Consider the following 26,196-nt stretch of genomic DNA (forward strand, 5'->3'; position numbering starts at 1 on the left):
TGTGGGTGCCCTGCCGCTCACGGGCGGCGCGGTCCGGTCTCGTCGGGTCGTGCGCCCACGCCGTCGCCGCCTGAGTTCAGGGGAACCCCTACCTGCCGGCACCTGCGGCACGGACGGGAGGTAGGTACGGACAATGCCCCATTACGGCGGTGCCCGGGCCGCAGTGTCGGGTCTGCGGGCACTCGGGGCCGGGGCACAGGACGTCGGTTTGCCTCGCCCGGCGTCGGAGCCCACTGTGAGAGAGCGGGTCCTGGCGTTCACCGGGGCTGCGCTGCTGGCTGTCTACGTGCCGAATGAAGGGGGCCGGCACCTCCGGCTCGTCGAGTCGGCCGGAACCGGCACGGGCCGGGACGGGCTGCCGGAGCGCATTCCGGTCTCCGGCGACTCGCCCGTGGCCGACGCCTTCCGGGTCGGCCGGCAGCTGTGGCTGAGTTCCGCGGCGTTCGCCTCACGTCCCGCGGACGGTCCTCTCGCGGTGCTGCCGCTCGGGGCGGCGGGCGGATGGCTGGGCTGTCTCGTCGTCGTGGGCGACTCCGTGGACGGCTTCGGAGCCGAGCAGCGGGACTTCCTGGAGCAGTACGCCGAAGCGATCTCCGGCCGGCTGCGGGGCGAGGGCGACACGTCCACGCCCGAACCGCCGCTCGATCCCGCCCTGCGGAGCATGCGCGTCGGTTCGTTCGTCCTGGTGCTGAGCACCGGCCTGGTCGAATCCGACGCGACCCTGCTCGAACTGGTCGGCATCTCCGAGGACGACTTCGACGGCAAGTCCGACGCCCTCCTGTCGTACACCGTGCCGGAGGACCTTCCCTCGCTGATGTCGGTGCTGGAGCCGTCCTCGCAGGTCGGCGGCCTGCGGGAACTGGAGTTCCGTATCCGCCGGCCCAGCGGTGAGCTGTGCTGGCTGCACCTGGTCTGCCGGGTGCTGAGGGAAGTGGACGACGGGCCGGACCGGGTGGTGGGTCTGGTGACCGCGGCTCCCGTGCTGCGCCAGAGCGCCAGTGACGTCGCCCGGGTGCAGTGGCTGACCGCCGCGCTCGACGACGCCACGACGGTCCGGGACGTCAGCGGGGTGGTGGTCGCGGCCCTGCGCGAGCCGCTGGGTGCCGACCGGGTGGCGCTCGCCGAGTTGGTGGACGGCCGGCTGGCGGTCACCGTGCTCGATCCGCCGGGGGCCGGTGCCTGGCCCGAGCTGTGGCGTTCCGAGTGGCGCTCGGAGTGGCCCGACGCGCCGGTCGGCGCGCTGTCCACGCTCCAGGCGGTGCTGCGGGACGGCCGGATGAGACTGTGGTCCGCCGGGGCCGCCATCGACCCCGGGCTCATGGGCATCGGCCCCGGCGGGCTGGCCGTCCTGCCGCTCCGGGCCAAGACCGGCGTCGCCGGGGTGTGCCTGGTCGGCTGGGACGAGCCGCACGAGTTCGGCCCGGAGGAGCGGTCCCTGCTCACCGCGACGGCAGGGCTGGTGGGGCAGGCCCTGAAGCGGGCACGCGCGTACGACGCCGAGCAGGAGCTCGCCACGATGCTGCAGCGCAGTCTGCTGCCGCGCCGCCTCCCCGAGCTGCCGGGCGGGACGGCCGTGGCCCGCTACCTCCCCGCCCAGCGCGGACTCCAGGTGGGCGGTGACTGGTACGACGTCATCGCGCTGTCCGAGCGCCGGGTGGCCCTGGTCATCGGCGACGTGCAGGGCCACAGCGCCGGGGCCGCGACGATCATGGGCCAGATGCGCACCGCGGTCAGGGCCTACGCCGTGGAGGGCCACCCGCCCGACGTGGTCGTCGCGCACGCGAACCGTCTGCTCGTCGGCATGGAGACCGACCTGTTCGCCACCTGCTGTTATGTCGAACTGGACATGGAGGAGGGCAACGCGCTGTTCGTCCGGGCCGGGCACCTGTCCCCGCTGCTGCGGCACCCGGACGGCAGCACCGAGGAGGTGGCCGTCGAGGGCGGACTCCCGCTGGGCATCGTCGCCGACGCCGAGTTTCCCCTGACCGCCGTCGCGCTGTCTCCCGGCGCCGTTCTCGCGCTGGTCACCGACGGCCTGGTCGAGTCGGCCGCCCTGCACCTGGACGAGGGCATGCGGCGCACGGCTGAGGCGCTCGCCGCCGCCGACCCCTCGGATCCCGGGCGGATGGCCGACGCGCTGCTCGGCGAGGACGGCCGCCGCGAGGACGACGTGGCGTTGCTGCTGCTGCGCTACGACGGGATGAAGGTGCGGCCCGTTCGGGCAGGATGGGTGGTGTGGCGGCTACCCGACGCCGTCATGCACGCCCGCCGCTTCACCGCGCGTACCCTTCGCTCGTGGAAGGTCGGTGAGGAGGCCGACACGGTGCTGCTGATCGTCTCGGAACTGGTCACCAACGCGCTGGTCCACACCCAGGGCGCCGTCCGGCTCGACCTCACCCACGCCGGGGACCGGATACGGGTCACCGTGACCGACTCCTCACCGCGCTCCCCCGCCAAGCCGGTGATCGTGGACTGGGAGTCGACCGGCGGCCGGGGCCTGTTCCTGGTCGAGGCGATGTCGGTGTCCTGGGGCTCCGTGCCGGTCGGCGGCGGCAAGCAGGTGTGGAGCGAGTTGGTCGTGGCCCCGCCCGAACCGGGGCCCCTGGACGACGGGCCCGCGCAGCACGACGCCGGACCCGGACGCGAGGGGGCGGGCCCGGACGGAACCGAGGGGGCCGGAAAGGAAACCCAGGGGGCCAGAAAGGGAATCAAGGGGGTCTGAAGATGAGGACCCGCACGCGCAACGCCCTCGCCGCCCTCGTCACGGGGCTCATGGCCGTGTCCATGGCCGGCTGCGGAGAGACCGAAGGAGAAGGCGAAGACGGCTTCACCGTCGGCCTGCTGCTGCCGAGCAGCGCGGTCCCCCGCTGGGAACGCTTCGACAGACCCCTGATCGAGAAGCGGGTGAAGGCGCTGTGCCCCCACTGCAAAGTGGCGTACGCCAACGCCGCGGACGACGCGATGAACCAGCGCGACCAGATGAACTCCCTGATCACCAGAGGGGCACGGGTCATCATCCTGGACGCGGTCGACGTCAAGGCGATGCGCTCCTCGGTCCGGGCGGCGGACCGGGCGCACATCCCGGTCGTCGCCTACGACCGGCTCGCCGAGGGCCCGATTTCGGGCTTCGTCAGCTTCGACGGCGCCCAGGTCGGCAGGCTCCAGGGCAAGGCACTCCTGGAGGCCATGGGCGACAGGGCGAAAGGCCGGCGGATCGTCATGATGAACGGCGACCCGATCAGCCCCAACACGGCCTGGTACAGAAAGGGTGCCCGGTCCGTCCTCGACGACAAGGTGACGATCCGCAAGGAGTACGCCAACCTGGAGTGGCGGGCGGAGAACGCCCACGACAACATGGCCGCCGCGATCAGCGACCTGGGCGCGCACCGCATCGACGGAGTCCTGGCGGCCAACGACGCCATCGCCTCCGGTGTCATCTCGGCGCTCAAGAGCGCCCGTGTCTCACCGCTGCTTCCGGTCACCGGCCAGGACGCCGACCTCGACGCGGTACAGCGGATCGTCAAGGGCGAGCAGACCATGACCGTGTACAAGTCCTTCAAGCGGCAGGCCGATGTGGCCGCCTCCATGGCCGTGGCCCTGGGGCACGGCAGGTCGGTCCACGCCATCGCCACGACGACGGTGGACAGCCCCACCACCCAGGACGTCCCGGCCGTGCTGCTCACCCCGGTCCCCGTCACGGCCGGCACCATCGGGCGGACCCTCGTCAGGGACAAGGTGTACTCCATTCACGAGATCTGCACTCCGAAGCTCCGGTCCGCCTGCGACCGGGCCGGGCTCACCGAACCGAAGAAGCCCACCGAACCGAAGAAGAAGGAGAGGGGAGGTGATCCCGGTGGCGTACCCGCCCGTGCTGGCGTTGCGCGGCATCTCCAAGCGGTTCGGCGGCGTCCAGGCACTCCTGGACGTGGAACTGCAGCTCCGGGCCGGTGAGGTGGTCGCCCTGGCCGGGGACAACGGTGCCGGCAAGTCCACGCTCATCAAGGTGATCTCGGGGGTGGGGCCCGCCGACCGTGGTGTCATCGAGTGGGAGGGCCGGCCCGTCCACATCAAACGGCCCCACGACGCCCAGGCCCTGGGCATCGCGACCGTGTACCAGGACCTCGCGATGTGCGACAACCTCGATATCGTCGGCAATCTGTTCCTCGGCCGGGAGATCGACCGGGTGGGCATCCTCGACGAGGTGGAGATGGAGCGCCGCGCCCGCGAGCTGATGCACACCCTGTCCATCCGTATCCCCGATGTGCGGGTGCCGGTCGCCGCACTGTCCGCGGGGCAGCGGCAGGCCGTGGCGATCTCCCGCTCGCTGATGGGCTCACCGAAGGTCCTGCTCCTCGACGAGCCCACCGCCGCCCTGGGCGTCGAGCAGACCAGCCACCTCCTCGACCTCATCGAGCAGGTACGGGACCGCGGCATGGCGGTCCTCCTGATCAGCCACAACATGGGCGACATCAAGGCCGTCGCGGACCGTGTCGCCGTCCTGCGCCTGGGCCGCAACAACGGCCTGTTCGACGTCAGCACCGCATCCCAGGAGCAGATCATCTCCTCCATCACCGGCGCCGCGGACAACGCCGTGGCCCACCGCGCGACGGGCACCGAGGAGGCATGGCCGTGAGCGGCAGCGAACCGTCCCGGGGCGCCGGGCCGCGAGGCGGCACCGGTGCCGGGACCGCCACGCCCGGCTGGGGCCCGCGCACCCGCGGATGGCACCAGAGCCTCAAGGGGTATGCCGACGACGTCCGCGGCCGGGTGCGGGACGGTGACCACGGCCCGATCTCGGCGGTCCTCGGTCTGGTCGTGATCGGGATCGTCTTCCAGAGCCTCGACAGCAGCTTCCTGTCACCGCGCAACCTGTCCAACCTCAGCGTGGACATCGTGGGTACCGGTCTGGTCGCGGTCGGCATCGTGTTCGTGCTGCTGATCGGGGAGATCGACCTGTCGGTCGGCTCCGTGAGCGGCCTGTCGGGGGCCGTGTTCGCCGTGCTGAACGTGAACCTCGGCATTCCGGAGTGGCTCGCCGTGATCGTGGCGGTGGTCTCGGGGGCGGCCGTGGGTGCCCTCCACGGGGTGTTCTTCGCCCGGATCGGGGTGCCCGCGTTCGTCGTCACCCTCGCGGGACTGCTGATCTGGAACGGCCTGACGCTCTACCTGCTCGGCGCGAGCGGCACCATCAATATCGACCAGTCCGGCCTGGTCGCCTCGCTGACCAGCAGGTACTTCGGTGCCCACGCGGTCTCTTACGGTCTGGCGGCGCTCGGCACGGCCGGGTACCTGCTGGCCGCGTTCCGGCACCGCAAGCGGAACCGGGCCGCCGGGATGCCGTCCCGGCCACCGGGCGAGATCTGGTTGCGCGGCGGTGTCCTGGCGGTGCTCGCCTTCGGCGCCGCCCGCACGCTCAACCAGTTCCAGGGCCTTCCCCTGGCGCTGCTGATCTTCCTGGTGGTCCTCGTCGTCTCGGACTACATCCTGCGCCGCACCCGCTACGGACGGCGGGTGTACGCGCTCGGCGGTGGTGTCGAGGCGGCGCGACGTGCCGGTGTCGGTGTCGAGCGGATACGGATCTCGATGTTCATGCTGTCGGGAACGCTGGCCGCTGTCGGGGGCCTGTTCGTGGCGTCGGGGCTCACCTCGGCGAGCCCCACGACGGCCCGTGTCGCCGGCTCGGGCATGCTGCTGATCAACGCCATCGCGGCGGCCGTCATCGGCGGCACCAGTCTGTTCGGCGGGCGCGGCTCGCCCTGGTCCGTACTGCTCGGCGTGCTCGTCATCCAGTCGATCGCCTCGGGCATGACGCTGCTGGGGATCGAGGACGCCATCCAGTTCATGATCACTGGAGGGGTGCTGCTCGCCGCCGTCGCGGCCGACTCCCTCTCCCGGCGGGCCGACAGGCTGAGCGGTCGACCACGGGCCGATTGACGCGCTCACCACAATTCTTGGCTGTCGCCTTCTCCTGCTTCTCGCTTCCTGCTTCCTGCTTCTTGATGAAGCATCAACCAAATGGAAGAGTCGGGCATTCCTGTCATACGGTGGAGAAAGCCTCGCGTCCATCGGAGTCCCATGAAGCGCAGCCGCCTCGCCCGGGTGGCCGTGACCGCCACGGTCGCCACCGGTCTGGTTCTCTCCGGCTGTGGCCACGCGGGCCCGCCGACCGGTGGGTCGAACGGCGGCATCAACGTGCTCACCACGGACGCGCCCCAGATGCAGAACCTCAAGAAACTCACCAAGAAGTACTTCACCGCGCGGACCGGCATCAACGTCAACTACACCATGCTGCCGGAGAACGCGGCGCGGGAGCGGATGAACCGCGAGTTCGCGACCCAGGCCGGGCACTACGACGTGGCGAGCGTCAGCGCGTACGAGGTGCCGATCTACTCGGCCAACGGCTGGCTCACCCCGCTGGACTCGTACGCGAAGGCGGACAAGCAGTTCGACCAGAGCGACATCTTCCCCAACCTGATCACCGCGCTGACCGGGAAGAACGGCAAGCTCTACGCCGAGCCGTTCTACGGCGAGGGATCGTTCCTGATGTACCGCAAGGACTTCTTCCGCATGGACGGGCTGACGATGCCGGCGAACCCGACCTGGGCGCAGGTCGCCCGGCTCGCGGCCAGGCTCGACGGCACCGACGGCGCGAGCGGCATCTGCCTGCGCGGGCTGCCCGGCTGGGGCCAGAACCTCGCCCCGATCAACACCGTCGTCAACACCTTCGGCGGCTCCTGGTACGACACGGGGTGGAACGCCAGGCTCACGTCGCCGGACTTCAAGCGGGCGGTGGAGTTCTACGTCCACCTGCTCCGCACGTACGGTGAGCCCGACGCCCAGCGGATGGGGGTTCTGCAGATCCTCAACCGCTTCGTCCAGGGCAAGTGCGCCATGATGTACGACGCCACGTCGCTGGCCTCGTCCATCGAGGCCGACAGTTCACCGGTCAAGGGCAAGGTCGGCTACGTCCCGGCGCCGCACGACAAGACCAAGAGGTCCGGCTGGCTGTGGACCTGGGCCTGGGGCATCCAGAAGGCGAGCAAGCACAAGGACGCCGCCTGGAAGTTCATCTCCTGGGCCTCCTCCAAGCAGTACCAGGCGGAGGTGGGCAGGGAGCTCGGCTGGACCGCGGCGCCCGCCGGGAGCCGCGAGTCGCTCTACGACAACCCCGAGTACCAGAAGGCGGCCCACGCCTGGTACCGGCAGGAGTACACGGCCGAGACGCAGTCCGCCGATCCGAAGGACCCGGGTGTCGGGCCGCGTCCCTACGCCGGTATCGGTTTCCTGGCCATCCCCGAGTTCGCCGTTCTCGGTACCGCGGTCTCCCAGCAGATCAGCTCCGCCATCGCCGGACAGCAGTCGGTCGTCACGGCCTTGCAGAAGTCCCAGGACCTCGCCCAGGCGTCGGCGGCGAAGCACCGGGCGGAGTGAGGGCCGGGCCGGGTTTTCCCGACCACCCGCCCGCACACTCGCACACAGACTCCGTGCGCCCCGGCTCGCGCCCCTCGACGTCGGCCCCGCGCGGCAGTCCGCGCAGCCGCAGCACGAGCTCCCCCAGGGAGACCGGCTTCGTCACGTAGTCGTCGGCGCCGGCGGAGCGCCCGCCGATGCAGTGCCCCAGCGCGTCGCGAGCGGTGAGCAGGAGGACCGGCAGTTTCGGGTGCTCGTACCGCAGCCGCGGGCGACGCGCAGCGCGTTCTCCCCCGTCGGGCGCCGGGTACGGTCGCCAACCCGTCTCGGCGACGGCAGCGAACAGCAGTTCGGTGCGTTGTGCCGGTTCACGGAGCGCACCCGGTGTTCCGGCTGAGCCGCAACCGTGACCGGGGAGGGCATTGGCACGCTACGGCCACGGGAATCCCTTGAGCCGCTTTACGCACGGCGTTCACCCTGATCACTGGCTTCCGCCCACCAGGCCGGAGGCGTTTCAGCGTTCAGGGGAGGACGCCTGCCATGCGAAGACTCCATGCCCTCTGGGCCGCGGCGGGAACGGCCGGACTGCTCGCGGGCGCGATCACGCCCGCGGCGGCCGCACCCGGATACCCGGTCGCCGTGCCGGGCTCCGCACCCTCAGCCACCGCACCCGCAGCGCAGACCATCACCCTCATCACCGGCGACACCGTGACGCTCACCGCCGGCCCGGACGGCAAGAACGCCGTCGCCGTCCGGCGCGGCAAGGGCCGTGAGGCGGCCACCTTCCTGTCCAGCGAGCGTGACGGCGAGATCAGCGTCTTACCGGCGGACGCGATCCCACTGGTGCGGGCGGGCCGCCTCGACCCGGCCCTGTTCAACATCACCCAGCTGGTGAAGCAGGGATACACGGACGCGGTCACCGGCGCCACCCCGGTGATCGTGACGTACGCGAAGGGCAGTGCCACCCCCGACGGCGCACGCCGGACGCTCGCGCTGCCCTCGATCGACGGCGCCGCGCTCAGCGCGCGGAAGTCGACCACCTTCTGGGCGGACATCGCCCCGGCGCTCGGCACCGAACCCACCACGAAGGCCGCGCGGCGACTCGGCGAGGGCATCGACAAGATCTGGCTGGACGCCAAGGTGAAGGCGTCCCTCGACACCAGCGTCCCGCAGATCGGCGCGCCCGAGGTGTGGCGGTCGGGCTACGACGGCAAGGGCGTCAAGGTCGCGGTCCTGGACACCGGCGTGGACAGCGGGCACCCGGATCTCACGGGCAGGATCGCGGAGTCCCAGAGCTTCGTGCCGGACCAGCCCGTGCAGGACGGCCACGGTCACGGCACTCACGTGGCGTCCACGATCGTCGGCTCGGGCGCGGCCTCGGACGGCAGGCGCAAGGGCGTGGCGCCGGGCGCGGAACTGCTGGTCGGCAAGGTGCTGAACAACGCGGGCGAGGGCCAGGCGTCGTGGATCATCGCGGGCATGGAGTGGGCGGCCCGCTCCGGCGCGAAGATCGTGTCGATGTCGCTGGGCGGTACGGCGTCGGGCCCCTCCGACGCGCTCAGCGAGACCGTCGACGAGTTGTCCGCCTCCACGGGCACCCTCTTCGTGATCGCGGCGGGCAACGCGGGCCCGTCCGAGCAGACCATCGGCACGCCGGGAATCGCGGACTCGGCGCTGACGGTGGGCGCCGTCGACAAGTCCGACAAGCTGGCCTCGTTCTCCAGCCGGGGTCCGCGCTACGGCGACTACGGGGTGAAGCCGGAGATCACCGCGCCGGGCGTGGGCATCACGGCGGCCCGCGCCTCCGGCACCAGCATGGGCACGCCGGTCGACGACAACTACACGACGGCGAACGGCACGTCGATGGCGACCCCGCATGTCGCCGGCGCGGCCGCGCTGGTCGCGCAGGCGCATCCGGACTGGACGGGGCCGCAGATCAAGCAGGCCCTGGCCAGTACCGCGAAGACGAATCCCGACAACTCCGCCTTCGAACAGGGCGACGGCCGCGTCGACGCCGTGCGGGCGGTCGGACAGGGCGTCTTCGCGACTCCGACGCTGAGCTTCGGTAAGTACGAGGACGGCGACACGGAGGCCGACAACAAGGTCATCACGTACACCAACACCACTGACAATCCGGTGGAGTTGAAGATCACTTCGACCCTGGCCGAGGCCGCCCTGGGCGCCGACACCGTGACCGTCCCGGCGAAGGACACCGCCACCATCGCGGTCACGGTCGATCCCTCGGACCAGCCGCAGGGCCGGTACGCGGGCCACATCACGGCACGGGCGGACGGTGTCCTGGTCACCACGGGCGTCGGCTTCGAGAAGCAGCCGAAAACCTATGCCCTGAAGGTCTCGCTGGTGGACCGTCAGGGCAAGGCGTCCACCGCGGCGTCGCACTACACGCTGCAGGAGCTGAACGGCGCCTATCCCAGCGAGTACGGGTTCCTGGGCAGCACCTGGACCTGGCAGGTACCGGCCGGCACCTACTCCATCGCGACCTGGATCCCGGACCGGGACGCGGGCGGCGTGGCCGTCGGCACCTCGGTCGTCGGGGATCCCGAGATCAAGGTCGACAAGGACACCGAGGTCGTCCTCGACGCCCGCAAGGCCGTCGAGATCAAGCCGAAGACCAAGGAGGACTCCGAGTTCCAGGGCTTCAGCACCAGCTGGCACCGGGAGGGACCGGGCGGCTCCTGGGGGCTGACCTACAGCCAGGGCTTCTGGACCGACCACATCTATGTGGCGCCGACCGAGAAGGTCACCGAGGGGACCCTGGAGTTCTCCGCCAAGTTCCGCCTGTACGCCAAGGAGTTGACGGCGAGCGTCACCAGCCCGGAGAAGTCCGCGCTGTCGTCGCTCTACTACGCGCAGACGTACAACGACCTCCCGCTGAAGATCAGCGGTGACCGCATGGCGCAGGCCGTGGACGCGGGCGGCGGTACCGCCGCCGACTTCGAGGGGCTCGACGTCAAGGGCAAGGTGGCGGTGGTCGGGCTCGGCGCCACGGAGGTGGCGGACGAGGCGCTGGCCAACGCGACGGAGGCGGGAGCGGGTTACGTCATCGCGTACCGCAAGAAGCCCGGCTTCTGGATCGCGGCCGTGGACCGCGCGACGACTGTCCCACTGATGATCGCCACCGGCGAGGAGGGCGCGAAGCTCACCGGCCTGCTGAAGACCGGAAAGAAGGTCAAACTGAAGCTGGGCGGCGCACCGGTCAGTCCGTACGTCTACAACCTCCTGGTGGCACAGAGCGGCTCCGTCTCGCAGAGCCAGACGTACCGCATGGACAGCTCCAACACGGCGAAGCGGAAGGCTCGTTACTACGGGGCCACGGCCGGCGAGATGGGCGCGGACGCCCTGTACACGTTCCGGCCCTGGCAGCTCTTCGGTATCGAGAACGCCGATTACCTGCAGCTCGGTACGGAGCGGACCGAGTACTACTACGCCGACCCCGACACCCGTACCCGGCACACCGTCTATCCGAACTGGCAGGCGACCAGGGGCCAGTGGAGTCCCCTGCGGACCTACAGCAAGGCGGCCACGGAGCCCGCGGAGAACTGGCTGCGGCAGGTCGTCCGCCCGGGGACCAGCGAGGAGTACGGCCTCTCCGAGCGAACCGGCGACAAACTCACCCTCCGGGTAGCGGAGTTGAGCGACGCCACACCGGGCCACTACGGATACATCGACGGCACGCTGGACACCGCGAAGGGCAAGCTGTACGCGGACGGGCAACTGGTCGGCGACACGGCCCTCGGCGGCTACGGCACGTTCAACGTGGCGCCGGACAAGGCCTCGTACCGCTTCGAGCTGGACGTACAGCGCCGGGCACCCTGGGCGGCGTACTCCACGAGCTCTCACACCGAATGGTCCTTCGCCTCGGCGCACACCGATGCCGGGACGGCGCTGCCCCTGCTCACCGTCGGCATCGCCCCGAAGGGCCTCGACCTCCTCAACCGTGCCGAGCGCAGCCGGGAGTCGGTGATCGACCTCTCGGTCGGGAACCAGCTCGGGAGCGTTCGGCCGAGCAGCCTGAAGGCTTGGGTCTCCTACGACGAGGGCACGTCCTGGAAAGAGGTGAACGTCAAGCACGGCGAGGCGAGGTTCAAGCCGGCGAAGGCCGCGGAGTCCGTGTCGCTGCGGGTGAGGGCCGCCGACCGGGACGGCAACGCGATCGACCAGACCGTACTGCGTGCCTTCGGCCTGAAGTAGAGGGCGGCCCGGCACGGTGCACCCGCCTTAACAAAGATCGTCTACCGTGCCGGGCCATGGTGAACACGGCGTACGACATGGCCAGACGGACCCCCGCCGCGAGCCCCTGGGCCGCGGTGGGGGTCTCCTCCTTCGACGAGCGGGTGTACCAGGCGGTCCTTCATCAGCCCGATGCGGGCGCGGCCGGCTGGGCGCAGCTGACCGGTTCCTCCCTGGGTCGGGTACGCGAGTCCTGCAACCGGTTGCTCGCGCTCGGACTGCTCCAACCGCCGGATTCCTTGGGAGGGTTACGCCCGGTCGACCCCCGAGTGGCGATCAGGGCACTGATCCGGCGGCGCGAGGCGGAGTCGGAGATGCTCGCCGCGACGGCCGAGGAGATGGCCACCGCGTACGAGGCCGGAGTACTGCGCGAGGAGCCCGCCCGACTGGTCGAGGTCGTCTCCGGAGAGGGCGCCAACGCGGCGCGCCTGGAAGAGCTGTACGCGCGCGCCGAGCGCGAGGTGTGCCTCTTCGACAGTCCTCCCTATCTCGCCCCGCGCACCCCGCAGCTGGCCCTCCAAGCCGATCTGCTCAGCCGGGGGGTCGCATATCGTGCGATCTACGCGGCCGCCGCCCTGGAGGATCCGGACGTCCTGTCCCACGCCTGGAAGATGGCCGAACTCGGCGAGCAGGCCCGAGTGTTGCCGTCGGTGCCGGTCAAGTTGCTGGTGATCGACGGGAGTCGGGCGATGCTCCCGCTGACCGCCTCAGCGGCGGGCGGCTACTGCGCCGTCGTGGTACGGCACTCGGCGGTGACCGAAGCCCTGCAGCGGCTCTTCGACCTGGCCTGGCAGCAGGCGACGCCGCTCGGCCAGGGGTCTGACGACGGTGAACTCTCCGAGGCTGAACGGGCATTGACCCGGCTGCTGGCAGCCGGAATGAAGGACGAGGCGGTGGCCCGCCATCTGGGGGTGAGCCTCAGGACGCTGCGGCGGCGGACGAGTGAGCTGCAGGAGCGGCTGGGAGCGGCGAGCCGGTTCCAGCTGGGGATGCGGGCCGCGCAGCGCGGCTGGGTGTAGCCGGAGCGAAGGGCCGCGTCGCTCCTCAGGAGGAGCGCGGCCAGCGGGATCCTGGACGACGCTCCTGGCGAAAGACGCCGTCACCGACCACGCGGATCGCGTCGCCTCAGTCGCGTTCGAGGCCCGTGCACTCCGGACGGGCGACACGGTCACCAAGAGCACGCACAGTCTCCGCGCGAGGGTGAGGGGCCGTGCCCGTGTCGCCCTTCACGGGGCGGCACTGGCCGCCGCCCCGTGAAGGGCAGCGGCCAGAACCCTGGGCGCTCACGCCAGGGGGCACATCACTTGCGGATCAGGCTCCGCAGCACGTACTGCATGATGCCGCCGTTGCGGTAGTAGTCGGCCTCACCGGGGGTGTCGATGCGGACGACCGCGTCGAACTCGACACCCGTGTCGGTGGTGACCTTGACCGTACGCGGCGTGGTGCCCTCGTTCAGCTCCGTCACGCCGGAGACGGAGAAGGTCTCCTCGCCGGTCAGACCGAGGGCCTCGGCCGAGGCACCCTCCGGGAACTGCAGCGGGAGCACGCCCATGCCGATGAGGTTCGAGCGGTGGATACGCTCGTACGACTCGGCGATGACGGCCTTGACGCCGAGGAGCGCGGTGCCCTTGGCCGCCCAGTCACGGGACGAACCGGAGCCGTACTCCTTGCCGGCCAGGACGACCAGCGGGGTGCCGGCGGCCTGGTAGTTCTGCGAGGCGTCGTAGATGAAGGAGACCGGCGCGCCCTCCTGCGTGAAGTCGCGGGTGTAGCCGCCCTCCGTGCCCGGCGCGATCTGGTTGCGCAGGCGGATGTTGGCGAACGTACCGCGGATCATGACCTCGTGGTTGCCGCGGCGGGACCCGTACGAGTTGAAGTCGCGGCGCTCCACACCGTGCTCGGTGAGGTACTTGCCCGCCGGAGTGTCGGCCTTGATGGCACCGGCCGGGGAGATGTGGTCGGTGGTGACCGAGTCGCCCAGCTTGGCGAGCACGCGGGCACCGGCGATGTCGGTGACCGGGGACGGCTCCATCTCCATGCCCTCGAAGTACGGGGGCTTGCGGACGTACGTCGACTCGGCGTCCCACTCGAAGGTGTTGCCGGTCGGGATCGGCAGGGCCTGCCACTGGGCGTCGCCCGCGAAGACGTCGGAGTAGGACTTGTTGAACATGTCCTCACCGATGGCGTTCGCCACGACGTCGTTGACCTCGGCCTCGGAGGGCCAGATGTCGGACAGGTGGACCGGCTTGCCCTCCTGGTCGATGCCGAGGGCGTCCCTGGTGATGTCCACCTTCATGGAGCCCGCGATGGCGTACGCGACGACCAGCGGCGGGGACGCCAGGTAGTTCATCTTGACGTCGGGGTTGATGCGGCCCTCGAAGTTGCGGTTGCCCGAGAGGACCGAGGTCACGGCCAGGTCGTGGTCGTTGACGGCCTTGGAGACCTCCTCCGGCAGCGGGCCGGAGTTGCCGATGCAGGTGGTGCAGCCGTAACCGACGAGGTTGAAGCCGACCTTGTCGAGGTACGGGGTCAGACCGGCCTTGTCGAAGTAGTCCGTCACGACCTTCGAACCCGGGGCGAGGGTGGTCTTGACCCACGGCTTGCGGGTCAGGCCCTTCTCCACGGCCTTCTTCGCGACGAGCGCGGCGGCGACCATGACGTACGGGTTCGAGGTGTTGGTGCAGGAGGTGATGGCCGCGACGGTCACCGCACCGTGGTCGATCTCGTAGGTCGAGCCGTCGGGGGCGGTGACGGTGACCGGGTTGGACGGGACGCCGTTCGGGGTGACGGCCGGGGCGTCGGAGGCCGGGAAGGACTCCTGGCCCGCCTCGTCCACGGTGTCGACGTAGTTGCGGACGTCCGTCTTGAACTGCTCGGCGGCGCCTGCGAGGACGATGCGGTCCTGCGGGCGCTTCGGGCCGGCGATCGACGGGACGACCGTGGCGAGGTCGAGCTCCAGCTTCTCGGAGAAGTCGGGCTCGGCGGCCGGGTCGAGCCAGAGGCCCTGCTCCTTGGCATACGCCTCGACGAGCGCCAGCTGCTGCTCGCTGCGGCCGGTCAGCTTCAGGTAGTTGATGGTCTCGGCGTCGATCGGGAAGATCGCGGCGGTCGAGCCGAACTCCGGCGACATGTTGCCGATGGTGGCGCGGTTCGCGAGGGAGGTGGCGGCCACGCCCTCGCCGTAGAACTCGACGAACTTGCCGACCACACCGTGCTTGCGCAGCATCTCGGTGATGGTGAGCACGAGGTCGGTGGCGGTGGTGCCGGGCTGGAGCTCACCGGTCAGCTTGAAGCCGACGACGCGCGGGATGAGCATCGACACCGGCTGGCCGAGCATCGCGGCCTCGGCCTCGATACCGCCGACGCCCCAGCCGAGGACGCCGAGGCCGTTGACCATGGTGGTGTGCGAGTCGGTGCCGACGAGGGTGTCCGGGTAGGCCTGGCCGTTACGGACCATGACCGTACGCGCCAGGTGCTCGATGTTCACCTGGTGGACGATGCCGGTGCCCGGCGGGACGACCTTGAAGTCGTCGAAGGCGGTCTGGCCCCAGCGCAGGAACTGGTAGCGCTCCTTGTTGCGGCCGTACTCCAGGTCGACGTTCTGCTTGAAGGCGTCGTTCGTGCCGAACTTGTCGGCGATGACGGAGTGGTCGATGACCATCTCGGCCGGGGAGAGCGGGTTGATCTTCGCCGGGTCGCCGCCGAGCGCCGCGACGGCCTCACGCATGGTGGCGAGGTCCACGACACAGGGCACGCCGGTGAAGTCCTGCATGATCACGCGGGCCGGCGTGAACTGGATCTCCTGGCTGGGCTGGGCCCCCGAGTCCCAGCCGCCGAGGGCCCGGATGTGGTCGGCGGTGATGTTCGCGCCGTCCTCGGTGCGGAGCAGGTTCTCCAGCAGGACCTTGAGGCTGTAGGGAAGGCGGGCCGAGCCCTCCACCTTGTCCAGCCGGAAGATCTCGTACGACTCGTCGCCCACCTGCAGCGTGCTGCGGGCGTCGAAGCTGTTCGCCGACACGACAGTCTCCTTCATTTTTGTGCGCGTACCACCGCATCCTGCCGCCACGCCGTCTCGACGATCCGCTAAGGTAAGGCTAACTTAGGTACGCCTTACCGCCCATTCGGTGTTGGCGTGCGGCTGCGGCGCGCCTCGGCAGATATCTCGATGTCGAGATAACTCTAGTACATGCGCGCGGCGCGGTCATGCCCAGAACCCTGTTGGCCCTGTCGCGCCGTTCCCGCGTTCCCGCACGCACGGCGCGGCCGAGGAAGGCCTCATCCGGGCCGACTCACTCGGAAGGCGGTCTTCCGCTTTTCGTATATCTCACATCAGATATACGGTCGCCCCATGGGAGACGACTACCTCGTACGCATCGGCAGACTCATCCGTGACGCCCGGCAGCATCGGGGCTGGACACAGTCGCAACTCGCGGAGGCACTCGGCACCAGCCAGAGCGCCGTGAATCGCATCGAGCGCGGCAACCAAAACATCAGCCTTGAGATGATCGCTCGAATCGGTGAAGCCCTGGACAGTGAGATCGTCTCGCTGGGCTACGCGGGTCCGATGCATCTGCGCGTGGTCGGTGGCCGCCGCCTGTCCGGCGCCATCGACGTGAAGACCAGCAAGAACGCGTGTGTCGCGCTGCTGTGCGCCACGCTGCTCAACAAGGGGCGCACCGTGCTGCGCCGGGTCGCCCGTATCGAGGAGGTGTACCGCCTTCTGGAGGTACTCGGGTCGATCGGCGTCCGCACCAGGTGGATCAACGACGGGGTCGACCTGGAGATCGTGCCCCCGGCCGACCTCGACATGAACGCCATCGACGAGGAGGCGGCCCGCCGCACCCGCTCGATCATCATGTTCCTCGGCCCGCTGCTGCACCGTCTGGACCGCTTCCGGCTGCCCTACGCAGGCGGTTGCGACCTCGGTACGCGGACGATCGAGCCGCACATGATCGCGCTGCGCCGGTTCGGGCTGGACATCACCGCGACCGAGGGCCAGTACCACGCCACGGTGGACCGCTCGGTCAGCCCGGCGCGGCCGATCGTACTGACCGAGCGCGGCGACACGGTGACCGAGAACGCGCTGCTCGCCGCCGCCCGGCACGACGGCACGACCGTCATCCGCAACGCCTCGTCCAACTACATGGTCCAGGACCTGTGCTTCTTCCTGGAGGCCCTGGGCGTGCGGGTGGAGGGCATCGGGACGACCACCCTCACCGTGCACGGCGTGCCGGACATCGACGTGGACGTCGACTACTCCCCCTCGGAGGACCCGGTCGAGGCGATGAGCCTGCTGGCCGCCGCCGTGGTGACGGAGTCGGAGCTGACGGTCCGTCGCGTCCCGATCGAGTTCCTGGAGATCGAGCTCGCGGTCCTGGAGGAGATGGGCCTCGACCACGACCGCACCCCCGAGTACGTCGCGGACAACGGCCGTACGCGTCTGGTGGACCTCACCGTCCGGCCCTCCAAGCTGGAGGCGCCGATCGACAAGATCCACCCGATGCCGTTCCCCGGCCTCAACATCGACAACGTGCCGTTCTTCGCGGCCATCGCCGCCTCCGCGCAGGGCAAGACCCTCATCCACGACTGGGTCTACGACAACCGCGCGATCTACCTCACCGACCTCAACCGGCTCGGCGGCCGCCTCCAACTCCTCGACCCGCACCGCGTACTGGTCGAGGGACCCACCCGCTGGCGCGCCGCCGAGATGATGTGCCCGCCCGCCCTGCGGCCCGCCGTGGTCGTCCTGCTGGCGATGATGGCGGCGGACGGCACCTCCGTCCTGCGGAACGTGTACGTCATCAACCGCGGGTACGAGGACCTGGCCGAGCGGCTCAACTCGGTGGGGGCGCAGATCGAGATCTTCCGGGACATCTGAACACCCTGCGAATAACTGCCGCCACACCCCTGCTGACCTGCATGAATGCGGGGCAGGAGGGGACGTGGCGGCGCCTCGGGGACTTTTCTGGGACTTTGGGCCGGGACCGAAGTCCCCGATCGCCACGCGCTCTGCCCGACTCACCGGTCATGACCTGCGCAGGCGCGTCGAACCGGGTCGGATCCTGCTCGCCGTGGCGCGGTCCGTAGGCGATGAGGGTCACATGGTGGAGGTGACGCTGGAGGGCGGCACCCGCTTCGTCGGCCACACGCGGGCCATGAGCACTCCCGTCACCGTGCACCAGCGCTGACGATCGCCGACCCGGTTCCGGCTGCGCCGCAGCTGCCCAGCCGGTCGGCGCGCGCGGTCACCGCCCCGGGGTCGGTGAGCGTCCCGCTCGCCAGTTCCGCGACCAGGTCGCCACTGAGCTGCCACTGGGCGTCGGTGACGGCGCGGCGGCGCAGCATCTCCAGGCCGAGGACCACGGCGGCCTGTCCGACGGCACGCAGGTGGAGGTCGTCGTCCTCACGCTCCCCCGCCGGCCGGAGCACGCCGAGCGTCTCCTCGCCGACCGGGACCGGACCGGCGAGGCAGAGCGGGCGTCGTCCACGCGCACCCGATCCACGGCTCGCCGTCAGAAGAGCGCGATGGGCGGCAGTGGGGGGAAGATCTCGTCGAGTTCGGCGAGGTCGTCCGTGCCGAACTCGTATCCGACGGCTGCCGCGTTCTGGGCGACCTGCTCGGGGCGGGTGGCGCCGGCGATGACCGAGGCGACGGCGGGGCGGGAGGCGAGCCAGGAGAAGGCGACCTGGACCTCGGTGAGGCCCCGCTTCTCGGCGAAGTCGCTGAAGGCCGCGAGCTGTTGAAGGTCGGCGTTCTCGAGGTCGTCCTGGCGGAAGTGGGTCAGCCGGGCGCCTTCGGGTGCCTTGCCGGAGGAGTACTTGCCGGTCAGGAGCCCGCTGGCGAGCGGGTAGTAGGGCAGGACTCCGAGGCCGAACGCCTGGGCGGCGGGCAGGACTTCGAGCTCGGCGCGGCGGTCGAGCAGGTTGTAGTGGTTCTGCGAGGCGACGAAGCGGGCGGTGCCGAGTTGGCGGGCGAGGTACTCGGCCTGGGCGATCTGCCAGCCGGCGAAGTTGGAGTGGCCGATGTAGAGCACCTTGCCCTGCCGCACCAGGGTGTCGAGTGCTGCCAGGGTCTCCTCGATCGGCGTGCCCGGGTCGGGGGTGTGGAACTGGTACAGGTCGATCCGGTCGGTGCCCAGCCGGCGCAGGGACTCCTCGACTGCGCGCATGATGTAGCGGCGCGAGCCGCGAACGCCGAAGTCACGGCCATTGGCCCCCTCGGCGTCCATGCCGAACTTGGTGGCGATCACGACGTCGTCCCGGTGCCCGTCAAGCGCCGCGCCGAGGAGCTGTTCGCTCAGCCCCGGGGGCGTGCCGTAGGTGTCGGCGACGTCGAAGAAGGTGATGCCGGCATCGAGGGCGGCTCTCACCACGGCGTTGCTGCCCTCCTGGGTGGCGCTGGCGGTGTTCGGCCTGCCCAGGTTGCTGCAGCCGAGGCCGACGGTGGAGACGGTCAGGCCGGAGTTGCCGAGCCGACGATAGCTGATGGACATGGTGCGCCCTTCCTTGTGAGGTCAGCTCAGCCTGTTCAGCCTGCATGGATGCGTCAAATCAATCAAAACCATCGTCCGATGCAGAAATTCGATTCGATGGATCTCGTCGGCGTCACCACTGTCGCCGGAGCGAGGGAGCCGAGCGATGTCGATCGGCCGGCCGTACCTGAACCCCGCGTCAGCTCGACGCCGGTGCGGATACGTGCTTCTCGGCCAGCTCCCGGATCGCGGTGACGTTCGGATGCCAGGGACGGCTGGTCGGGCCGGTCAGGACGAGCCGGCGTTCCAGACGCGGCCTGAGCGGGACCAGGGTGAGGGTCTTGGACAGCATGCTCGCCGCCAGCGACGGCACGATGGCGACGCCGAGGCCGGCTTCCACCATGCACAGCAGCGTGGTGAGTTCACGGATGCGCTGGGTGGGCCGGTACGGCAGCCCGGTGAGGGAGTGCAGGTGCTTGACCTGGTTCTCGCAACCGGAGGTGGTCGCCAGCAGCGGATCCTCCAGTAGGTCCGCCAGTTCGATGGACTCCTCGCCTGCCAGCGGGTGGTCGCTGCGTACGACGGCCTCGTAGGCGTCGGTCGCCAGGTGCAGGGCACCGCGGGGCAGCGGGTCCGGGTCGACGAGGATCGCCGCGTCGACCGTGCCGCTCTCCAGCCACTCCCCGATCTCGCCGTCGAGGCCCTCGAAGAGCGTGATCTCGACGTGGGGCAACTGCTCGTGCCACAGCCGCAACAGGCCGGGCAGCAGGCCCCGCGCGGCTGTGGGCGGCACGGCCAGCCCGATCGACCCTCCGGCCGCAGCGCTCGTGTGCGCCGCAGCGGCGGCGGTGAAACCGCGGGCGGCGGAGAGGGTGGCGCGCGCGTGCGGCAGCAGGACGTCACCCAGCGGGGTCGGCCGGACCGGAGCGGCGCGGCATACGAGTTCGCCCTGCACCGCGCGCTCCAGTGCGGCGAGCGAGTGCGACACCGAGGACTGACTCATGCCGAGCGCGGTGGCGGCGGCGCCGAATCCTTCATGGTCCGCGATCGCAACGAACACCCCGAGTTGCCGCAGAGTCACTTCCATCGAACTAACCAATCACTATATGCAATTCATCGATTTGCTTCATCTTATCCGCAGGGTGACGCTGACAGCACCTCGGCCCACAGGGAGGCGGCAGAACATGAGCCGGAACATCAGCACACAGTTCGGTGCGCTGGCCCTGCTGTGGGGAGCGAGCTTCCTCTTCATCAAGGTGTCCCTGGAGGGACTGTCGCCCGCGCAGGTCATGCTCGGCCGGATCGCTCTGGGCGCGCTGTTCCTGGCCGGTGTCATGACCGTCACCCGTCGACGCTGGCCGCGCGATGCCCGCACGTGGGGCGCGCTCGCGGTGATCTCGGTGTTCCTGTGCGTCGTGCCGTTCTCGCTCTACGCCTGGGCCGGTGAGAGCATCCCCTCCGGTTTGTCCAGCATCTACAACGCGACAACCCCGATCGCGGCCCTGCTGGTCTCCCTGGCCGTCCTCCCCGACGAGCGACTGACCCGGGCCCGCGTCTGTGGCCTGATCCTCGCCTTCCTCGGTGTCTCTGTCGTCGCCGCCCCCTGGAGCACCCTCGGCCAAGCCGGTGCAGATCCTTTCCTGCTGGCCCAGCTCGCCTGCCTGGGCGCCAACCTCTGCTACGGCATCGGCTTCGTCCTCAGCCGCCGCCTGTTGCGGGGCACCCGGCACGACACCATCACCACCGCCGCCGCCCAGATGGTCCTCGCCACGGCCATCGGCCTTCTCCTCGCCCCCTTCATCGGCGGCCTCGAGCCTGTCCACGTGACCCCGTCCGTCCTGTCGAGCATGCTTGTGCTGGGAATGGCCGGCACCGGGCTGGCGTACATCCTGAACAACCGGGTCATCGCCGCCTGGGGCGCGACCAACGCCTCCACGGTCACCTACCTCACCCCGATCGTCGGTGTGGTCCTGGGCATCCTCGCCCTGGGCGAGACCATCCACTGGCACGAGCCCGCCGGGGCCGTACTGGTCCTCCTCGGCATCCTCATCAGTCAGGGACGCCTCGCGCCGAAGCGACGCGGCCGTGCAACGATCCCGGACACGGCTCCCGCACACCCGACCGTGCACAGGACGAGGGCCGACGTGCGACCGGCGGCCGGGTCGTCGTCGGAGTGAGCGGATCCCTCGCCGGCCTCGCCGCACTGCGCCGAGGCACCCTCGAAGCCCGCCGTGCCGACGGCACGCTCGTCCTGGTCACGGCGTGGGAACCGCCGGAGGGCGCACTCGGATCATGGCCCGCCCGCACCGAAGACCCACACACCGGACCGTCCTCACCGACGCCGACAGCGCGGTCTTGGTGATCGCCTGTCCGCGCCTGCTGCGCCACGAGGCCCGGCGCCTGCGACGCACCGGAAAGGCGCCAGGCCGGCAGGCTACTGACGTCCCTTCGCCCGAGGCAGGCGCGACCATGAGGCGTCGCCTGCCGGACTTCAGGGCGTCGCCTCGCCGGCGGCAGCCGCCGCCGACGAGGGACTGTTGAGACCGAGCCGCTGCCCCAGGCCGACGCCGTGCCGATAGAGGGCATTTCCCTCGGCCAGCCGGTTCCTCTCCCATGCCTCCAAGGCGGCTTCCAGGGACGGGAGTTGCTGGAGGGCGGTGAAGAGGGTGATGGCGTCGGCGGCCGCCTTCTCCGCACTGGCCGCCGTGTGGGGCCGTACGACGAACGCGGCGTCCCCGGTCAGCAGCCTCCGGTCCTTGCGCATCCGGCTGACCCGCCCGTCCAGGATCGCCTGCGCGAACGGATCACGGGTGTGCTCGACCAGCAGACGCAGCGGTTCGGGCAGCAACGTCCGTGCGCGGTCCAGGAGTTCGGCGTGCACCTGCGGCGCGATGAGTCCGGGGGGCAAGGACAGTCCGTGGGCGGTGCCGTCGCGGTCGGTGGTGATGCGGTCGAGGCCGGCCGCGTCGGCCCGGACATACCACACCCAGTTCGCACGACGGCTGCCCGGCGCGGTCGCGCCGAAGTCGCCCGGGATGAAGTAGCACAGGAACTGGGTGCGGTCCCCGTCGTAGAAGCTGAACCGGTCACGGAAGACCGCGCTCAGCCCCTCCGGGAGCTCCGTCTCGTCGATCACTCCCCGGTAGGCGACGTACCCGGCGTAGCGCGGAGCACCGTCGGGGGCGACGAGTCCGCGGTGACGGGACGCGGAGCCGTCCGCGATGATCGCGAGGTCGACTCGATGGACGGCGTCGCCGACGTGGACGTCGACGCCGCCGGGACGGGGTGTGACGGCGGTGACGGGCTGGCCGTCGTGGTAGCGGGCGCTGTCGAGGCGGTCCCGGAGGGACGCGTAGATCGCTCCCCAGGAGATCATCCGCTGCTCCATGAGTGTGTGGTGGCTGCGCCCGTCCCGGCTGAAGAACTGCCGGTGGGTGACGGGGACGCTGATCCGGTCGGGATCGACGCCGCAGAAGGTGCTCAGGAACCAGGCGACGCTCGGCTGGAGGACGATGCCCGCGCCGCGGTCGTCGGGGCGGCCCGCGGACCGCTCCCACACCGTGACGTCGACCCCGAGTTCGGCAAGTGCGACCGCTTGGAACAGCCCGCCCAGCGAACCGCCGACCACGCCCGCCGACTTGATGTCCGATACAGGGGTCACAGCGAGCACACTCCGTTCTCGCACGCGGCTCCGGACGGCGCCTCGGTGGTCCGGCGTTCGAGGAGTTCCACGAGTGCGTCGGCGCCGACCGCGCCGCTGATCGCCTTGTCGCCCACGATCAGTACCGGCACCCCGCGAAGTCCCAGGTGCTCGGCGAGCTTCAGGTCCTCCTGCACGGCCGACTCCAGGGCCGGATCGGCCAGCCGGGCCGCCACGTCGTCTCCGAGCCCCATCTCCTGACCGACCCGGGCCAGTACGGCCGTGTCGCCGATGTCCTGGCCCCCGGAGAAGTAGGCCGCGAGCAGCCGGCCGGCCATCGCCCAACCCTGTTGAGCCTCCTGTTCCGCCAGCGCGATCAGCCGGTGGCCCGCCCGGGTGTTCGGCGTCCTGGCGATCGCCTCGTAGTCGAAGACGATGCCGTCGTCGCGTCCGGCCGACACCGTCCCGGCGTCGAGCTCCCGCGAACGCTCCCAGCTGCCGAACTTCCCGCTCCGGTACGCGCGCCGGTCCATCCCGGACAGCGGCATCTCGGGGTTCAGCTCGAACGCGTGGTGACGGATGTGGAACTCCTCTCCCGTGCGCTCCTTCACGGTGACGACGGCCTTGTCCAGCCGACGGCCGCCGATGTAGCACCAGGGGCAGATCAGATCGCTGAAGACGTCAAGAGTGATCATGGAATCCTCCAATCGAACCGACTAGTCTGTTCGATGACAACAGCGGCCCAGCCGCCCCCATTCCCGCCCGCACCGGAGGACCTGTGACCAGCCCGGACACCACTCGCGCCAAGATCGTCACGGCCGCGGCAGACCTGTTCACCCGGTGTGGCGTGCGGGCCGTCGGCATCAATGAGATCTGGCGGGCCGCCGAGGTCGCCAAATCGACCCTCTACCAGCACTTCCGTTCCAAGGACGAGCTTGTCGCCGCCGTCCTGCGACAGCGCAACGACGAGTGGTGCGCGCGTCTGCGCGATCTCGCCGCCACGGCCTCCACGCCCCGGGACCGACTGCTCGCGATCTTCGACCTGCTGGGCCAGGAGTTCGCCGACCCCGCCTACCGCGGCAGTGACCTGCTGAACTTCGCCGCCGAATACCCCGACCCGGATCATCCCGTGCGGGTGGCGATCCGCGACCACAAGCGCGAAATCCTCCGCTATCTCGCGGAACTCGCCGCGGCAGCGCAGGAACCCGACCCTGACAAGGCCGCAGCGACGGTCCTGACACTCGCCGACGGGGCCGCCTGCGCCCGGGTGGGCCTCGGCGATTCCACCGCCGCCGCTCTCGCGCGGGAGGCGGCATCGCGCCTGCTGACCCACGGCTGACCCGGACCGATCAGTCCTCGACGTACTGGATGTCGAACGGCTTGTTGGTGTGTTGGCGATGAAGAGGAAGGCTCAGTCGCCGTCCTGCGTCCTGGGAGGCGCCGTGGGTCAACGTGCCGCCTTCCGGCACCAGACGAAGCGCCTGGCCGGGTAGTTGTTCTGGTGCGTCGTCAACGTGCCGTCGAGCACGTAGATGCCGTGGGCGCAATTGTGGGTGTGCCGGGGTTGGTGAAACCGGCCTTGTACACCACCTTCAGGACCTCCATCCCGGTGTCGGGATCGGCGATCAGCGGCAGCCGGTCCAGGACCGCGCCGATCTCGGGAAGCGGAAGCCGCTCCCGGAGTCGGGGAAGGTGGGCGCGTTCACTGTGCTGGATCTCGCACCAGGTCTCCCAGCCCGGGCGGGGCACCTCGTACGGGAATCCCTCCCTGAAGTCGGAGGGATGATCGGGAAAACCGCCGCCAGGACGGTCACCGTGCGCCAGGAGGCGAGAGGCATCAAGGTGTCCAGGGCGCGCAGCCCCTCCCTGGCGGCGTCGGGGCGGTCCGGCAGGACGGTTCAAGGGGCGGGGACAGACATGCATGAGCCGAGAGCTGCGGAGCCATGGCCGTCAGGCCGGACAGCGATTGGCAGATGTGGGACAACCCTGACGGGACAAGGCCCAAGCCGCACCAGGGGCACCCGTGGCCCAGATCTGCCAATTGCTCACCGCAGATCCACCACCCCACTGCCGGAGGCCGGGGGGCTCCGGCAGTGGGGGCACGGGACGTGATGCTCAGCGTCGTTGCGTTGCGGGGCCACCAGGTTCGGACTTCCAACTCACCACGCTTCAGGGCAGTTACGAAGGAGGCCCACTCGTCGCCCGCGAACTTAAGTACAGGACCGTGTGGACGCTTGCTGTCACGTACAGGCACGGTGGCAGCAAAGTCGTCGGAGACCTCCACGCACTCGCCACCGTCCTGGTTGCTGTAGCTGCTCTTGCGCCAAGTAGCCAATGTCGGGTCGAAAGATCGCACGGTGCCTCCTCCAACAGGCGCAGCACGAACTTCCGCAACTCAGCGGGGGACAAGGCCAGGTCGCGCACTGCATCGTACGCACGCCGCAAACGATCAACCGGGCCGTTTTCTTCGATCAGTTCGCCCCGGTAGCCGTTCTCCATGTACGCCACGGTACGTCCGTCCAGCGAGCGCAGGAACATGACCGTGGCGTTCATCAGCCCATGCGGTCCCACACTCAGCGGCAGGACATGAACCGTCACGTCCTGCCGCTCAGCCATCGCCAGCAGATGCTCCAGTTACTTACGCCATTCCCTCGCATCAGGCAGCGGCGCTCGCAGTACCGCCTCCGAGATGATCGACCGGAACGGAGGTGTCTCCGCCCCCTCCAGCAATTCCCGCCGTCCGATGCGCTCCTCGACCTGCTGCTCCAGTTCCTCGCCCTTGAGGCCGCCCGCTGCCAGGAGTTCCCGCGCGTACCCGGGCGTTTGAAGCAGACCCGGCAAGACACTGACAGCGAAATGCCACAAGCTGGTCGCCTCGCCTCCAGCGCCATGTACTGCCGATACCGCTCCCGAAACTGCGTACGGTCCGCCCGCGCCAGTTCCCACAACGCCAGCAACATCCCCGGCGTCCCGAAGTAGGTGTCGAGGGCCTGGACGACCTCCGGGCCGCCCAGCGTCTCCCCCTTCTCCATCTTCCCGAACAGCGACCAGTCCCACCCCAGCCGCTCCCCGAGCTGACGCAGGCTGTCCCCCTTGCCGGCCCGCAACCGCCGTAACTCCTCAGCGAACCGCTGACGAGGCTCCTGACTGCGGCCCGTGACCAGGCGTCGCTGCGGCAAGGTGACTCCTCTCCGGGGTTCACGCGCAACCCCACGTGCCCACGCCCCACCGTCACCCCTGTGGACAGTGTGGAACGTGCGTCAACCGGCGCGGAACGGCACCGCGTCGACGGCACGTCCCGACCAAGTTCGGCGGCATTCCCGTAACGATCCGACTACGCACGGTAATTCACCGAACACGGACGCGCAGGCCAATTCGGCACATCCCCGCATCCGCACATCCACCCATCCCGCCACCCAGCCC

17 protein-coding genes and 2 pseudogenes are annotated in these 26,196 nt (G+C 69.9%); 10 read left to right on the top strand and 9 right to left on the bottom strand.

Translation table 11 applies throughout. The annotated features are described in order from the left end of the window. The first annotated feature begins 133 nt into the window (after nt 1-133). The 7 genes from FPZ41_RS08630 (at nt 134) to FPZ41_RS08665 (ending at nt 12,680) form a co-directional block, all read left to right on the top strand. On the top strand, nt 134-2,722 hold the full coding sequence (locus FPZ41_RS08630) for a SpoIIE family protein phosphatase (protein WP_152860687.1): 2,589 nt from the start codon (nt 134-136) through the stop codon (nt 2,720-2,722). Between the two features lie 2 nt (nt 2,723-2,724). Then, nucleotides 2,725-3,951 (top strand): sugar ABC transporter substrate-binding protein, encoded by a 1,227-nt coding sequence (locus FPZ41_RS08635; RefSeq protein ID WP_152860689.1) that lies wholly within the window; start codon nt 2,725-2,727, stop codon nt 3,949-3,951. Next, nucleotides 3,854-4,633, top strand: coding sequence for an ATP-binding cassette domain-containing protein (locus FPZ41_RS08640; RefSeq protein ID WP_322619980.1), 780 nt, complete (start codon nt 3,854-3,856; stop codon nt 4,631-4,633). Before FPZ41_RS08635 ends, FPZ41_RS08640 begins: the two co-directional genes overlap by 98 nt. Continuing rightward, a complete protein-coding gene (locus tag FPZ41_RS08645; protein WP_152860691.1) occupies nt 4,624-5,934 on the top strand; it encodes a sugar ABC transporter permease in 1,311 nt (436 codons plus the stop codon). The genes FPZ41_RS08640 and FPZ41_RS08645 overlap by 10 nt, the downstream gene beginning before the upstream one ends. Nucleotides 5,935-6,075: 141 nt before the next feature. Next, nucleotides 6,076-7,431 carry an ABC transporter substrate-binding protein gene (locus FPZ41_RS08650; RefSeq protein ID WP_152860693.1) on the top strand — a complete coding sequence of 452 codons (1,356 nt, stop codon included), beginning with the start codon at nt 6,076-6,078 and terminating at the stop codon, nt 7,429-7,431. A gap of 519 nt (nt 7,432-7,950) precedes the next feature. Further along, entirely contained in the window at nt 7,951-11,622 is a 3,672-nt protein-coding gene (locus FPZ41_RS08660) for a S8 family peptidase (RefSeq protein WP_152860695.1), read from the top strand. 56 nt (nt 11,623-11,678) lie between these two features. Next, nucleotides 11,679-12,680 carry a helix-turn-helix transcriptional regulator gene (locus FPZ41_RS08665; protein ID WP_152860697.1) on the top strand — a complete coding sequence of 334 codons (1,002 nt, stop codon included), beginning with the start codon at nt 11,679-11,681 and terminating at the stop codon, nt 12,678-12,680. 281 nt (nt 12,681-12,961) lie between these two features. On the opposite strand, the gene acnA is transcribed toward FPZ41_RS08665, so the two are convergent. After that, complete coding sequence (gene acnA, locus FPZ41_RS08670) at nt 12,962-15,679, bottom strand: aconitate hydratase AcnA (RefSeq protein ID WP_322619981.1); 2,718 nt, start codon at nt 15,677-15,679, stop codon at nt 12,962-12,964. A 330-nt stretch (nt 15,680-16,009) separates the two neighbouring features. On the opposite strand from acnA, the gene FPZ41_RS08675 reads away from it, so the two are divergent. After that, nucleotides 16,010-17,539: a helix-turn-helix domain-containing protein gene (locus tag FPZ41_RS08675; RefSeq protein ID WP_131566467.1), complete on the top strand. Its 1,530-nt coding sequence runs from the start codon at nt 16,010-16,012 to the stop codon at nt 17,537-17,539. A 290-nt stretch (nt 17,540-17,829) separates the two neighbouring features. On the opposite strand, the gene FPZ41_RS46960 is transcribed toward FPZ41_RS08675, so the two are convergent. The 3 genes from FPZ41_RS46960 to FPZ41_RS08690 all read right to left on the bottom strand — a co-directional run bounded on the left by FPZ41_RS46960 (nt 17,830) and on the right by FPZ41_RS08690 (nt 20,220). Beyond that, on the bottom strand, nt 17,830-18,090 hold the full coding sequence (locus FPZ41_RS46960) for a hypothetical protein (RefSeq protein WP_194236032.1): 261 nt from the start codon (nt 18,088-18,090) through the stop codon (nt 17,830-17,832). Between the two features lie 83 nt (nt 18,091-18,173). Further along, on the bottom strand, nt 18,174-19,154 hold the full coding sequence (locus FPZ41_RS08685; protein WP_152860701.1) for an aldo/keto reductase: 981 nt from the start codon (nt 19,152-19,154) through the stop codon (nt 18,174-18,176). Between the two features lie 178 nt (nt 19,155-19,332). Continuing rightward, nucleotides 19,333-20,220 (bottom strand): LysR family transcriptional regulator, encoded by an 888-nt coding sequence (locus FPZ41_RS08690; RefSeq protein WP_152860703.1) that lies wholly within the window; start codon nt 20,218-20,220, stop codon nt 19,333-19,335. 97 nt (nt 20,221-20,317) lie between these two features. Between FPZ41_RS08690 and FPZ41_RS08695 the strand changes: the two genes are divergently transcribed. Further along, nucleotides 20,318-21,310, top strand: a complete 993-nt coding sequence (locus FPZ41_RS08695; protein WP_152860705.1) for a DMT family transporter — start codon at nt 20,318-20,320, stop codon at nt 21,308-21,310. A gap of 314 nt (nt 21,311-21,624) precedes the next feature. On the opposite strand, the gene FPZ41_RS08700 is transcribed toward FPZ41_RS08695, so the two are convergent. Both FPZ41_RS08700 and FPZ41_RS08705 read right to left on the bottom strand, forming a co-directional pair. After that, complete coding sequence (locus FPZ41_RS08700) at nt 21,625-22,794, bottom strand: FAD binding domain-containing protein (protein WP_152860707.1); 1,170 nt, start codon at nt 22,792-22,794, stop codon at nt 21,625-21,627. Beyond that, complete coding sequence (locus FPZ41_RS08705) at nt 22,791-23,468, bottom strand: DsbA family oxidoreductase (protein WP_152860709.1); 678 nt, start codon at nt 23,466-23,468, stop codon at nt 22,791-22,793. Before FPZ41_RS08705 ends, FPZ41_RS08700 begins: the two co-directional genes overlap by 4 nt. A gap of 83 nt (nt 23,469-23,551) precedes the next feature. On the opposite strand from FPZ41_RS08705, the gene FPZ41_RS08710 reads away from it, so the two are divergent. After that, on the top strand, nt 23,552-24,112 hold the full coding sequence (locus FPZ41_RS08710) for a TetR/AcrR family transcriptional regulator (protein ID WP_194236033.1): 561 nt from the start codon (nt 23,552-23,554) through the stop codon (nt 24,110-24,112). 170 nt (nt 24,113-24,282) lie between these two features. Here FPZ41_RS08710 and FPZ41_RS48065 read toward each other — a convergent pair whose 3' ends face one another. The 3 genes and pseudogenes from FPZ41_RS48065 to FPZ41_RS08720 all read right to left on the bottom strand — a co-directional run. Beyond that, nucleotides 24,283-24,522, bottom strand: a complete 240-nt coding sequence (locus FPZ41_RS48065; RefSeq protein WP_228022608.1) for a hypothetical protein — start codon at nt 24,520-24,522, stop codon at nt 24,283-24,285. A gap of 406 nt (nt 24,523-24,928) precedes the next feature. After that, nucleotides 24,929-25,129: pseudogene (locus FPZ41_RS48070) on the bottom strand (DUF397 domain-containing protein); the annotation flags it as partial. Further along, a pseudogene (locus FPZ41_RS08720) lies at nt 25,114-25,952 on the bottom strand (helix-turn-helix domain-containing protein); the annotation flags it as partial. The pseudogenes FPZ41_RS48070 and FPZ41_RS08720, both read right to left, overlap by 16 nt. Nucleotides 25,953-26,196: the final 244 nt, after the last annotated feature.

The organism is Streptomyces acidicola (assembly GCF_009377235.1).
Lineage (GTDB): Bacteria > Actinomycetota > Actinomycetes > Streptomycetales > Streptomycetaceae > Streptomyces > Streptomyces acidicola.